Origin of the sequence: Vallitalea guaymasensis, assembly GCF_018141425.1 — a bacterium.
GTDB classification, from domain to species: Bacteria; Bacillota; Clostridia; order Lachnospirales; family Vallitaleaceae; genus Vallitalea; species Vallitalea guaymasensis.
The window spans coordinates 466,047-480,210 of the sequence record NZ_CP058561.1; the positions used below are offsets into that span (position 1 = coordinate 466,047).

The window sequence follows — 14,164 nt, forward strand, 5'->3', positions numbered from 1 at the left end:
AAGTAATTATAGATTAACAATAAAACAAATTGATTTTGATACCATCATTATAGTATAACCCTGCTTACTAAGCAACGTTAAATAATAATATGTATCAATTTAACTAGAAATACTTCGAAAAGAGGAAATTATAATGGAAACCATATCTATTGATAAATGTCTACATATGGATAGAGTTATTTTCATAGATGTCAGAACTACTAAGGAATTTGAGGAAGGAACAATACCGGGAGCTGTCAATGTACCTATCTTCAATAATGAAGAAAGAGCCTATCTTGGACATACTTATAAAAATGTTAATAAAATAACTGCAAAAGAAGAAGGTTTTGAAATAGCTTCCCATAAGCTGCCAGAAATCTATGCTAAGATTAAAAAAGCAGCCAAAGGGTATAGTAAAATTGTTATATTCTGTTGGAGAGGTGGACTTAGAAGTAAATCTATCGCTACAGTCATATCTTTGATGCATCTCCCAGCTTATCAACTAGAAGGTGGTTATAAGGCATACAGAACCTATATATTAAAAGACTTTGAAAGAAGATTAACCCTTCCATCTCCATATATTGTTTTACATGGCTATACTGGTTGTAGTAAGACTTTGTTGTTAAAAGCTCTAGAAAAAGCTGGTATGCCTGTACTTGACCTTGAAGGATTAGCCAATCATCGTGGTTCAGTATTTGGTGGTGTAGGTCTAGGTGAACAGCCTCCACAAAAAGCATTTGAATCTTATGTCTATGATAAAACCATATCCCTTGATGACTCACTTGTTTTCGTTGAAGCGGAAAGCTCAAAAATAGGTAGAAGAGTCGTTCCTGCATATGCTATCAATCATATCAAAACAGGTATCCACGTACTTGTCAATCTTGACAAGGAAATTAGAATACAGAGATTGTTAGATGATTACATGGAAACTAATGGTACTTTTGAAGAAAACCTGTCTTTTATAAAAAATTCACTCACTACAATAAAATCATATATGTCCAATCATGATTACAACTTGATGAATGAATATATTGAAAATGGTAATCTTCATGATTTTGTAGGTTTACTGCTTGATAATTATTATGACCCTATGTATAAGAAATGGAAAAAATATTATGGTACTTTTGATTATGAAGTAGACTCTAGTGACATGGACGTAGCTGTAAGAGAACTCATTGAAATATTTAACAAAGAAAGTAAAATACCTAGAAAAGGTTAATAATAATAAATTCAACTTGACATTATACATTGTCCTCCTGTATAATTCAATACTGACAATTGAATAAGCATAATAGAGGCGCAGAGATTATTAGTAATCATAACCTAGCTTGGCAAGCGAATAAAGTATGATGAAAGGATGATCTGCCGAAGCATTATTTTCCGCCAATAAATAATGTTGGAGTTAAGTTTAATAGACTTATCACTCTCACTACCTACCGTAGTGAAGGCGCTATTATTTGAATAAGATACTTTCAGACAATAGTGTACCTATTGTCTTTTTTAATGCTATAAAACACATCCAAATTTAGTCATTAGAAGTTTTAAGAAAATGAAATAATAGGAGGAAATTATGGAACTTTTATTAAGTTTAGTACCAGCAATCATAATGATTGTATTAGTTATCATAACAAAAAAAGTTATCATGTCACTATCTGTTGGAATCATCATAGGTTCATTGATTGCACATGGTTTCAATGTGTTGGACACAATATCTTACATAGGTACAACAGTTTGGGAAATAATAACAGATTTTTCTTGGCACATGCCAATAGTAGGTTTTTTATTGTTACTAGGAATCATCACAACTCTTTTAACGATTACCAATTCCACTAAGGCATTTGCTGATTTTGCAGTTTCAAAGATCAAGAATAAGAAAGCAGCACAAATTGTTGCATGGATTCTAGGAATTGTCATCTTTATTGATGATTACTTCAATGCTCTAGTTATAGGTGAAATCTCAAAACCTATCACAGACCGTTATAGTATCAGTCGTGCCAAACTCTCATATATCATTGATTCAACAAGTGCTCCAGTAGTTATCTTATTACCAATCTCTACATGGGGAGCTTACATAATCGGTACATTAACAGGTGTTTTCAAAAAAGTTGGCTATACTGCAACTACAGGAACTGGCGCATACTGGCGAATGATTCCTATGCAATTTTACGCTATTGTAGCTCTTATAATGGTCTTTGTAGTTATAAAATTCAATATTAACATTGGTAAAATGAAAACTTATGAGCGAAAAGCCGAAGAAGGAAATGATATCAGCTGTTCAAAATCAGCTGAAGATATCTCTCATGTACAGGCGGTTACTAACAAAGGTTCTAAGTGGGCTTTAATAATCACTATCCTATCACTTATTATCCTAATCTTAGGTGGTATGTTATATGACGCCAAATGGGACATTAGTCAAATGTTATCTGTAGATATTACTCTTCCACTCTTCCGTGGTTCTGTAATCACTACAATCATAGCAACTATATTTGCTATAACCACTGGTGAAGTTTCAGGAAAGCATCTTTTCCGTGCTACTAAGTCAGGTATCCGTTCTATGCTTCCTGCATCAATAATCTTAATTGCTGCTTGGACACTAGTTGAGGTTATAGATAAACTTAACACTGGTCAATATTTGGCTGATTGGATTGAAACTTCTCAAATGAACCCTAGCCTATTGATACCTATTATGTTCATAATTGGAAGTTTCATCGCTTTTATGACTGGAACCAGCTGGGGAACTTTTGGTTTATTATTACCAATTGTTGGTAAGATATTAGCTGCAACTGATCCTTCAATGATGTTACCAGCTATGGCTGCTGTATTAAGTGGTGCTATCCTTGGAGATCACTGCTCACCAATAAGTGATACCACCGTACTTTCTGCTACAGGAGCTCAAGCAAAACTTGATGCTCACTTTACGTCCCAATTACCGTATGCGTTAATAGCTGGTCTTATATCCTTTGTAGCCTTTATAATATATGGATTTACTAAAAATCTATTATTATGTTATGGTGTAATAATAGTAGAATTTGCTATTTTCATTTTTATTACTAATAAGCTAAAGAAACCAACAGAGGTTAACCAATAGAACAATATGAATTTAATATATTTAATCAATAAATAAATAGCTGTGGGATAATACATTTTGGTATATTATCCCACAGCCCCTTTTTTATTCTATAGTATTTTTTTCTTCTCTACTAATTGCTCAGTATTCTCCAAATCTTTGAATGCTACTGCAAACATTAATTTTATTCGATTAAGTTGATTAACTTCACTGGCTCCAGGATCATAATCTACTGTTAATAGATTAGCCTCTGGATATTTTTCTTTTAGAGCTCTTAGCATTCCTTTTCCTGTTACATGGTTAGGCAGACAAGCAAAAGGCTGCATACATATGATATTTTTAACACCACTATCTAGTAATTCAACCATCTCAGCTGTCAAGAACCAACCTTCACCAGCATGATTCCCTAGAGAAAGAATATTTTGTGCTCCTCTAGCTAGTTGTCCGATAGTTCTTGAATTCTGGAATCTATTACTATTTTTAAGCGCTTCTCTTTGATGTCTTCTAAATGCTTCCACATATTTAATAGCAATATCACATGCCAAAGCTTTTACTTTACTTTTACCCAGATACCTGCTTTTAAACTTGGCATTATATACACTATATAGGAAGAAGTCTATCAAATCAGGCACAACTGCTTCTCCACCCTCTTTTTCAATCATTTTTACTATTTGATTATTGGAGAATGGATTGAATTTCACAAATATTTCTCCTGTCAAGCCTACTTTTGGTTTTCTAACATCATACAGAGGTATTTTGTCAAAATCATTTACTATACCTCTTATGATATCTGGTCTAAGCTTACTATCATTAGTTATATTATCTATACATATCTTTTTCCATTTGTCATGCAAACTTTTTGTTGAACCTTTTATCTTTTCATAAGGTCTTGTCCTGTAGATTAACTGCATGAACAGGTCTCCGTACAATATTGACATTATCATCTTATTTATCATAGCCAAGTTCAATTTGAATCCTGGATTTTTTTCATATCCCACTGCATTCAATGATAATACGGGAATATCAGAATATCCAGCGTCTTGTAATGCTTTTCTGATGATGGCTATATAATTAGTAGCTCTGCATACTCCGCCAGTCTGAGATATTATTACTGATGTATTGTTTCTATCATAGTTACCATACTTTAATGCACATAATATCTGCCCCACTATTAAGATAGAAGGATAACATGTATCATTGTTAACGTATTTAAGCCCCTCTTTCAATACTTTTTCATTGACATGTGGAAGTATTTTAAGTTTGTAACCGCAACTGTTTATAGCTTCCTCAAGTAATTCAAAATGTATAGGAGATAACTGTGGAGCAAGAATAGTATGAGTTTTTTTCATTTCTTGTGTAAAGATCCTCTTTTTATAAAAATCCTTAACATGCATAGGAGTAATTCTATTTTTCTGTCTTTCATCCATTGCCGCTTTCAATGATCTTAGTCTTATTCTTGCTGCTCCTAGATTATTGACTTCATCTATTTTTATCAATGTATAGAGCTTATTATTATTTTCTAATATCTCGGCTACCATATCTGTTGCTATGGCATCTAATCCACAACCAAATGAGTTTAACTGAACTATTTCGAGATAATCTGTAGTTGTTACAAAACTGGCAGCTCTATAGGTCCTTGAGTGGTATGTCCATTGGTCAACCACTCTTAATGGATTATTTATTTTACCTAGATGAGCAACTGAATCTTCTGTTAGTACTGCCATACCTAGATTATTGATTAATTCTGGTATCCCATGATTTATTTCAGGGTCTATATGATATGGTCTTCCACATAGAACTATTCCTTTTTTACCTGTTTCTTTTAGATATTCTAAGGTCTCTTCTCCCTTTTTCCTAATATCCTCTTTGAAGGCTTCATTTTCATCCCAAGCTATTTTTAGTGCTCTATCTACTTGTTTCTTATCTATATCATAATCTTTAAAAGTCTCATGGAGTACTTTAGCTAGTGCATTCTTATTATCCAGAGTCAAAAATGGATCTAGGAATTTGATATTTTTCTCTTCAAGTATTTTCATATTGTTTTTTATAACCTCTGGATAAGAGATTACAAGTGCACAGTTAAGATGATTATCACTTGATGCAAATTCTTTTTTCTCATAGAATATACATGGATAGAATATCATATCCACTTGTTTTTCTACTAGACTCATAATATGTCCATGGGTAATCTTTGCTGGATAACAAGCTGATTCAGATGGTATTGTTTCCATTCCTTTTTCATAGATTTTCTTATTACTCCTAGGAGAAATAAGCACTCTGAAACCTAATTCTGTAAGGAATGTAAACCAAAGTGGATAATTTTGGTATATATTCATGACTCTAGGAATCCCTATTACCGCTTTTGCTTTGTCCTTACTTAGAGGCTTATAACTGAATAATCGTTGTAATTTGTATTGATATAGATTTGGTAGGTTTTCTTCAATGTTACTGGCACCACTTCCTCTTTCACAACGATTTCCACTTACAAAACTTCTGCCATCTTCAAATTCATTTATTGTCAGCAAGCAATTATTAGCACATAAACCGCATCTACGATGATGTATCTTCCTGTTAAAACTATTCAGCTTATCTTTTGTAAGTAGACTTGTTACTTCCCCGTTCATATATCTCTCTTTTGCAATTAATGCACATCCATACGCTCCCATCATTCCAGCTATTTCTGGTCTTACTACCTGTCTTCCTGATATTAATTCAAAACTCCTAAGAACAGCATCATTGTAAAAAGTACCGCCTTGGACTATTATCTTCTCTCCCATTTCTTCTGGATTCTTTATCTTGATAACTTTTTGTAAAGCATTATTAATCAATGAATAGGATAATCCTGCTGATATATCACCTATTGTAGCTCCTTCTTTTTGAGCTTGTTTTACTCTGGAATTCATGAAAACCGTACATCTTGAACCTAGGTCAACAGGTTCTTCTGCAAAAAGAGCTTTTTGGCTGAATTCTTCTATTGTTAGATTGAGAGATTTGGCGAATGTTTCAAGGAAAGAACCGCAACCTGAACTACATGCTTCATTAAGCATAATATTCTCTATTACACCATTTTTCACCTTCAAGCACTTCATATCTTGTCCGCCAATATCTAATATGAATTCCACTCCTGGCAAGAAACGTTCTGCTGCCTTGTAATGTGCAACTGTCTCAATTTCTCCTATATCTATTTTTAACGCACTTTTTATTAAACCTTCTCCGTAGCCTGTGACAGCTGTTTTAACAATCATAGCACCATCAGGAAGTTTACTATAAATATCATTTAGAACATCTATTACAATCTTTAATGGTCGTCCCTCATTACTGTTATAATAGCTATAAAGTATTTCATTATTATCTCCCATTAGAATTATTTTTGTAGTCGTTGACCCAGCATCTATTCCTAGATAGCATTTTCCTCTGTAATCAGATAGATCTTTTCTTGGTACACTGTCTCTTGTATGTCTTGTTTTGAATTTATCTAATTCATCAGTATTCCTGAATAATGCTCTTAATCTTTTGACCTGATAATCTGTGCTTTTATCTAATTCTCCTAGTCTATCATATAATTCTTTTGTTGTTATAGAGTTATCTTTTATTGAGTTGATTGCAGCCCCTATAGCAATAAAATAATGGGAATCTAGAGGAAATATGACTTGATCTTCCTTCAGCCTCAGGGTTTCTATAAATCTTTTCCTTAGTTCAGACAAAAAATAAAGCGGACCTCCTAGAAAAGCCACATTACCTTTTATAGGTCTTCCACATGCCAGATTGCTGATTGTTTGTGTAACAATACTTTGAAAGATGGATACAGCTATATCCTCTTTTGCTGCCCCTTCATTAAGTAATGGCTGTATATCGCTTTTTGCAAATACACCACATCTTGCTGCAATAGGATATATATTATTGTAGTCCTTTGCAAGTTCATTAAGTCCCATTGGGTCAATTTTCAATAAGGAAGCCATTTGATCTATGAATGCACCTGTACCTCCAGCACAAGTACCATTCATCCTTTGTTCAACACCATTAGTGAAATAGATTATCTTAGCATCTTCTCCACCAAGTTCGATAGCTACATCTGTTTTAGGTGCAAGATTTTCTATAGCTAGACTGCAAGATATTACTTCTTGAATGAAAGGTATATCTAGTTTTTCCGATATCCCAAGTCCAGCACTGCCGCTGACATTTATTGTTATATTTTTGTCACAGTATTTATCATATACTTCTTTAATCAGCTCTCTGACACTTTCTTTTATATCAGAATAGTGCCTTTTATATTTACTGAATATTATTTCTCTATGTTGATTAAGTACTACAATCTTAATTGTTGTAGAACCTATATCAAAACCAACATGTAAATTTTTTTCCAAAATAAATCTCTCCTATTTCTACATTTTGGTTAACCACTCATTGGTTTCACCATCATATAGATAATTCCCTTTTTTGCAGGAACTTATAATAGGAGAGTTAAATTTAATCTATCTAGCTACTTTTGAAGCTAATTTTTGTATTACACCATTGACATTGGATGCCATGTCATCTTGTTCTTCTGTTAGACTTCCTAATTTTTCAATCTGATTATTGATATTTTCATTTTCAATAGATAAAGACTTCAGTAATCCTGAAATCTCATCAGCAAACATTTTAGTGTTATCTGATAGCTTCTGTACTTCATTAGCTACTACTGAGAAACCTCTGCCATGTTCGCCTGCTCTTGCAGCTTCTATATTGGCATTCAGTCCTAATATCTTGATTTGCTGAGTTATATGATTAACTGAATTAATTATTTCATCTGTTTGTGTTATGTACTGCTTTGATTCATTTGAAGAGTGAATCAGGTTATGACTTACATCATTAAGAAGTTTTGTTGTGGTAGAAACTTTGTCCATTTCTTTTTTCAAGACTTCTGTTGTATTATTAATTATATCTAACTGGTTGTTAAGCTGGTCGCTTATAGATACTTGTTTATCAACTATTCTCATCATCAATTCTGCCATCTGTGAATCAACAATCTGTTTTTGCGGGAATTTGTCTTTTACCTCATCAGCAATCTTTTTTACTCCTGTTGCTTCTATTATAACATCAATACCATTGTCAATATTGCTCATATCATCAGTATATCTAATGCCATATTCTTTCGCTAATGTTATTCCTGGTGCATTATAATTCTTATCAACTACTAGTCCAATAATTACATTGTCCATTTCCTTAAATAACTTAAGTAATTTAGTACCACCATTTCCTGCACCAATAATTGCTACTTTCATTTGTTCCCTTCCCTTCCAAGAAATTAATAACAATCTACTATTAATCGTTATTTGCAACTATAACAATACAACAATATATACCATTCGTCAATACATAAAAACAACCACCTTCCGGTGGCTGCTTTAGAGTATAACCTACTTAGTTATTACTATCTCATCAGTATCTGAAATCTTGATACTTTCTTTTACCTTATTACCAGAAACGATAGTTCCATCAGCTTTATAAGTTCCTGGTGTAATGACTCTAGCATAGTAGTATAATTCCTCATCATATTCATGATTCTTACTAATATGCATTGTTACTTTTTGACCTTCAACATCTTTATAATAGTACCATCCATCATGACGAAGACCGAAATTCCCTGAATATTCAATAGGTACAAGACCTGATGGCGCAAAATCAGTAACAGTATAATACTTATCAATAGCATCTTTGTCAATATCCACATCTATGACTACTTTAACGATATCAGATTGATTGAATGTATTAGTCTTCTTGCCTGTAGCATAATTATAATATTCTCTCTTAATTGTTATGTTATCATCTTGTTTACTATTATTGATTAACGCTTTATTATAAACTGCTATTAATGCCACATCTCCCTCTACACTATTAACCTTGAATTGATCAAGATTCACAGAAGGTACATCAATTGTTACAGGCCAGCCATCTTTAATAACTTTTTCATAAGTTTTTCCTTGATAAGTATAGGTTATTTTTGGTTCTTTGGTACTTACTTTGTCTATCTCACCTATTATATAAGTTAATTTTTCACTATTCGCTAGTATTTCTTTTGAATAAGTTGTAGTTACATATTCATAATATAAATCTTTGTCATCCATATCTAACTTAGAAGCCAACATCATCATAAGAGCTGTATACTCCAAGTATTTATCTTCTGATTTTCCATATTTTATTCTTTTTACTGTTTTATACTCTTCTTCATACTCAGCTATCTTGTTATCATATATGTTAGTTGCTTTATAGCTGTCACCAAGTTCACTATATGCAAGTGCTAGATATAAATAATCTTTTAGATTCAGGTTAGATATTTTCTCTAACTTTTGAATATCTAATAATACTGGCTCTCCTAAAACTGCTAATCCATAAAGGGCTACTGCCTTGTTTCTGCTTTTATCGTTACCTAATTCATTGTATAGATACTTTTTAAGTTTTTCTTTATTTATATCATCTTTTATTATAGGTAATAACTTGACAGTTGTTTCTATATCACTTTCAGCATATGGAAGTATTGCAAAGCCTCCATCATTCACTTGATAATCAGATAATTTAACCTCATCTTTTAAAATATCTTTCATATCAAATGTATCAGTAAGCATTTTACTTGCCTTGTAAGACAAATATTTTTGATCTATCCTCTTACCATTGCTGTACATTAGCGAATATAGTTCAGGTATGAATTTACCTCTTCCTTTATCAACCATTGTTAAATTAGTAGTACCTCTATCATTAGTCTTGATTTTCATGCCCTTAACTAAATCATAGTAATCTGCTACTTTCATCTCATGGTATGTCTTTACTACATTTATTGTCTGTTTGATACCATCAGTATAGCCTGATTCAGAAATCGCTTTTACTACTATATCATAAGTTCCCTCTTCTTTCATTTCCCATAGAGGGATGTTGACTCTTTCAAAAGCTTTTCCTGTAGCTGTTACTTCATAATCCGTTCCTTCTGCTGTTACTTGATACTTAACATTTTCTCCTTCTTTTAATTCTTTTCCATATACACTAACCCCTATATATGGTTTATCCCCTACTAAATATGTCCTGTTAAGACTTGTGTTGATGAAATATGGTAATGATACTATAAGTTCTTCTTTATTAGACCCAGCCTTCAATGTTTTTGAAATACCTGCAAATGTCATACGCCATGAAGTTACATTATCAGGTAATCTAAATGTGAATGTTCCCTCACCGTTTTCATCCAATTTAATTGTCCTGAACAATGCGGTATCTTTAAATACGGATCTTACATAAACATCAGCTGAATCAGATTTGGTATTCATCATCATTGCAGATTCATTAATAGATTCATCACAACATTTATCTGTATCCATAGTAACCCTTAATCCAAAATGATTCAAGTTGTTACTCATGTTGTTATGTGAACCATAAGTGCTGCCAATACCTCCCTGAACCCATTGGTATAATTCTTCTAATGTATCTACTTCATTATCACTTAATTTTAGTAATGCTTCATCAACTAGACTAGCATTTACATATACATCTTTTACAGGTATATTTTTATTTTCTTCTTTTGAATATACCATGGCTTTCAATGAGACTTTACACAAATCTCCAGGTTTATAGTTCTCTTTATCTGTCTCAGCAGTAAATATAATCCTGTTCTTTTCAAAATCTAATCTTGGAGAAAAACTTTCTGCTTCCACGTAAGTTTTTCCATTAAAGTATATTCCCCTAATCTCTACATTTGGTATAGAACTTTCATCAAATATCTTATTATACTCTGGAGTATTATTGACTTCATAATCCTTAATTCCATGTTGAGCTGTTACATATAGAAAACTGCCTTTTTCTAATAACTTATCATTATTGACAAACTTGATATTCATTTCTTCGTCAACGTCATAAGAGTCTTTATCAGCTTTTAGCTTATAATAGTCTTCCATACTTTCTCTTGAATTAGGAGGATTCGGCATCCTATAATTTCCAAAGTATTGGCTGAATTTCATTTTTCTACCATGAGAATCAACTGTGTTAAGTTCTGCAGTATAATAGCAATCCCTTACATCCGGTAAGTCTACCTTAATCTCTGCTTTTCCATCTTTATCTGTTACTAACACGACATCTTTTACTTTAGTTGTTTCTTTATAATATTCATATTGTTTTCTTACAACTTTATTGATGAAGTCATAATACTCGCCTATCTCTTTTCTCTTCCACTCATTTTTATATACTGTTCCTGTTATCTTTTGACCTTCTTTAGCTTCACCTAAGTAATCATTATAATCTTTGGCAGTATCATTATTCAGTCTAGTCAAATCGTATTTATTTACTTGAACAGCTAGAGTACCTTCTTTTCCTTCTATATGGCTATCAATATCTACATTGATATCATTTATGAATACTCTTACATCTTCACTTCCGTAGATTTCACCAGATTCAGGAAGCTGTGCATATGCATTTATTCTGATATTTTTGATACCTTGAGTTCCGTCTACATATTTTGGAGTGTAAGAAACTCTGACATTCCCTTTTTTGTCAGAAGTCATTGTTCCATTTTTATGTTCAAAACCATTGATATTATAGTTTACATCAAGATTAGAAACGGGTGTTCCTTCAAAAAATAATGTATTGATATCAAAATTCACTACTTCATTAAGGAATATGGCTTCTTTGTCTTTTGAAAGCTCAATCTTATATGCTGGTTTTACATAATTCTTAACATCAATATAACTTGTTGATATAACCTGATCTTTATGTTTAACAGATATCTGATAGCTACCTTCTTCTAGATTAGGTAATTTGATTTTGCCATTATAAAAACCGTTATCAGTTTCTATAGTTGTTTTTTCGTATGGCATCTCATCAGAGAATGGTAAGTAATCCCAGTAGAACCATCCTCCTTGTGATATTTCTACAGTGATATCTTTTATCTTCTCGTCTTCATATCTATTCTGTAGAAATCCCCAGAATTCAACTGTATCGTCTGGCTTATACATGCCTCTATCTGTTTGGAAGTATTTCCAATAATATTTACTAGCAGAATCTCCACCATACATAGCAAAATCTACTAACACTGCACTTTTGTTACCTGCTTCTATTTTGTATATGGTATTTTCTGTTTTATCATTATTTTTTCTATTAATTTCTACAATACCTTTTTCATTGCTTTTATAAGTCTCTTTTCCTTCATATAATGTTACAACACCATTTTTAACTGGTTTACCTGTTTTCAAATCATTCAACCATATGATATTCTTACTATCTGTAGAAGGATTATTGGAGTTTCCTGTTGTATTTGCGGCTCTGTACAAGATCATATCTCTTTCACCAGAACTCATATAATAAAAACTAAGATCTGTTACTTGTACGAATGTTTGGAAATTAATATCTTCCCAGCTGCAATCTATTATATAATATCCATTTGGTAATTTATCAGGTAGATTAATGAATTTTTGATTATAGTCTTCAATATCTATAGGCTGCTCAAAATCCATGACTTTTGAAAGACCTTTTGTCTCAATCTTTTCATCTTCATGACCAAAATAAGACCATCTAGGTATTTTATTATATTTGCTAATAGCAGCAGCAAAATCATCCATTGATTTATAAGAGTAAACATCTACTGATATTGGAGTTTTTGCTAATTTTTCATTATAAACATAATAATCCATTGGAATTATTGGTTTTTCTGAAGTTGAAAATTCATTTATTATATTCTTGAAATTAAAATAACCATCTGGCTCTTTGTATTCATCATTCTTCTTAGGAGCTGTTTCAAAACTGAAAACATAATCCTCTTTTAATACTTGTTCTGATTCATTAAGTTTCAATCCCTTTTTTAGCGTTACAGTATAAAGTGTTTTAGGATCCAAACCACCTTTTGGAGCAAAAACCACAACATTTCCATGAGTCTCGAATTTACCATTTACTTTTGGACTGATTTCAAAAAAATCTTTTACGTCAGCATTCTCATGACTAAAGTAAAACTCTATTCCTGTATTAGTTGGAACATTAACAGATTCATTACGTGGTAATACACCTAGTAATGAAAAGTCAGACATTGTTTGGAATGTCCATGTTATATCTTTGAAGCTAATTGTATATAAACTATTTTTTTCTAACTCCTTAGCAAGAGTTATTATGAAACCCTCTTCAGATTTTTTTACACTGAATTCTATATCTCCATCAATTTTTAAACCTTGTTTAATTTCATCAAGCGTCAAAGACTTGTTATCATCTGCTTTTAATAAGAATGTTGTTTTTGTATTGATTCCTGTACTATCAAACTTCTGTGGTATAAGTGCAAATCCATTTCTAAATTCCTCTGCGTTTACATCCATTCCTTTATATATGGAACTACCATTAAATAAAGTTATAAAAAGTACAGCCATCAATACTAAACTTACTACTTTTTTCTTCATTACTCATTCCCCTTTCTTAACTATCATAATTAATCAAGTTTAGTAAATGGCAATAATGTCATTTATTTTTAACTTATATATCTTAGACGTAAACATTTTGAAAAAGTTCCATATTTTGATAAAAATTTAATAAACTATTGAATCAGTTAATAGATATGTTATTTATAAGTATTTTTCCATCCTTATGTCTTCTCTCCACTTACCTTCATAATAAACAAAATTCTTGACTCTAGCAAATTCTTCGTAACCTATTTTTTCATAGAAAGCCCTAGCTCGTTTATTGTATTCAAAAACACCTAACTCGATACGTTTCATTCCTAATTTTCTACATTCCTCTTCTAAGAAATCCATAGCCTTAAGAGCTACTCCTTTACCTCTATACTCTTTTTCACCTATACAGATACTGATCCAGCCTGTATTCTTCTCTTTTTTCTTAACATGTGGTGGATCAATCATTATAGATAGATCTCCTATAGGTTTTGTACCATCTTTTATCAAATAAATGTGTTTATCATTACCACCAGCATTTTTTAATAATTCTTTTGGTTCACGATCCGGCATTTCACCTTCAGTTAAATTGGCTCCAATAAAATATTTTATTTCTGGATCGTTGCTCCATTTTGCAATATATTCAAATGGTTCTATTTGTTTTTTGTCAATTTCTTCAAATGTTATTTTCATGGTTTTTACCTCTCTAGTATTTTAGTATTTGATATTAATATTA

6 protein-coding genes and 1 riboswitch are annotated in these 14,164 nt (G+C 31.9%); of the genes, 2 read left to right on the top strand and 4 right to left on the bottom strand.

Features of this window, described 5'->3' with window-relative positions; genetic code table 11:
- Nucleotides 1–133: 133 nt before the first annotated feature.
- A complete protein-coding gene (mnmH, locus tag HYG85_RS02070; protein ID WP_212692080.1) occupies nucleotides 134–1,198 on the top strand; it encodes a tRNA 2-selenouridine(34) synthase MnmH in 1,065 nt (354 codons plus the stop codon).
- Nucleotides 1,199–1,263: 65 nt separating this feature from the next.
- Nucleotides 1,264–1,440: riboswitch (Lysine riboswitch) on the top strand.
- Between the two features lie 109 nt (nucleotides 1,441–1,549).
- Nucleotides 1,550–3,067: a Na+/H+ antiporter NhaC family protein gene (locus HYG85_RS02075; RefSeq protein WP_212692081.1), complete on the top strand. Its 1,518-nt coding sequence runs from the start codon at nucleotides 1,550–1,552 to the stop codon at nucleotides 3,065–3,067.
- An 89-nt stretch (nucleotides 3,068–3,156) separates the two neighbouring features.
- On the opposite strand, the gene HYG85_RS02080 is transcribed toward HYG85_RS02075, so the two are convergent.
- The 4 genes from HYG85_RS02080 to HYG85_RS02095 all read right to left on the bottom strand — a co-directional run bounded on the left by HYG85_RS02080 (nucleotide 3,157) and on the right by HYG85_RS02095 (nucleotide 14,121).
- A complete protein-coding gene (locus tag HYG85_RS02080; RefSeq protein WP_334300184.1) occupies nucleotides 3,157–7,413 on the bottom strand; it encodes an acyl-CoA dehydratase activase-related protein in 4,257 nt (1,418 codons plus the stop codon).
- Nucleotides 7,414–7,518: 105 nt separating this feature from the next.
- Nucleotides 7,519–8,307: a methyl-accepting chemotaxis protein gene (locus HYG85_RS02085; RefSeq protein WP_113676012.1), complete on the bottom strand. Its 789-nt coding sequence runs from the start codon at nucleotides 8,305–8,307 to the stop codon at nucleotides 7,519–7,521.
- A 135-nt stretch (nucleotides 8,308–8,442) separates the two neighbouring features.
- Nucleotides 8,443–13,440 carry an Ig-like domain-containing alpha-2-macroglobulin family protein gene (locus HYG85_RS02090; protein ID WP_212692083.1) on the bottom strand — a complete coding sequence of 1,666 codons (4,998 nt, stop codon included), beginning with the start codon at nucleotides 13,438–13,440 and terminating at the stop codon, nucleotides 8,443–8,445.
- Between the two features lie 162 nt (nucleotides 13,441–13,602).
- Nucleotides 13,603–14,121, bottom strand: coding sequence for a GNAT family N-acetyltransferase (locus tag HYG85_RS02095; RefSeq protein WP_212692084.1), 519 nt, complete (start codon nucleotides 14,119–14,121; stop codon nucleotides 13,603–13,605).
- Between the last annotated feature and the right edge of the window lie 43 nt (nucleotides 14,122–14,164).